This is a genomic window from Faecalibacterium sp. DFI.5.82 (assembly GCF_029076575.1).
GTDB lineage: Bacteria > Bacillota > Clostridia > Oscillospirales > Ruminococcaceae > Faecalibacterium > Faecalibacterium duncaniae.
On record NZ_JARFIS010000671.1, the window covers coordinates 1 to 304 of the forward strand.

Below are 304 nucleotides of genomic sequence, written 5' to 3' on the forward strand. Positions count from 1 at the left end.
CCCAGAATGATGTTATCCAGCACGCTGAAGCATTCCACCAGCATGAAGTGCTGGTGCACCATGCCGATACCCAGCGCGTTTGCATCGTTGGGGTTGCGGACAGCGACCTCCGTGCCGTTCTTGAGGATCTTACCGGCTTCCGGCTGGTACAAGCCGAACAGCACGCTCATCAGCGTACTTTTGCCAGCGCCGTTTTCGCACAGCAGGGCATGTACCTCGCACTTACGCAGCTGCAGGGTTATATCATCGTTTGCCTTGATTCCAGGGAACTCCTTGGTAATGTGGAGCATCTCGATCACATAAT

Annotated in this window: 1 protein-coding gene; it reads right to left on the reverse strand. The window is 54.6% G+C overall.

Features of this window, described 5'->3' with window-relative positions; genetic code table 11:
* Positions 1 to 304, reverse strand: a 304-nt coding sequence (locus P0G09_RS18380; RefSeq protein WP_342760563.1) for an ATP-binding cassette domain-containing protein, incomplete at both ends; no start/stop codon positions are given.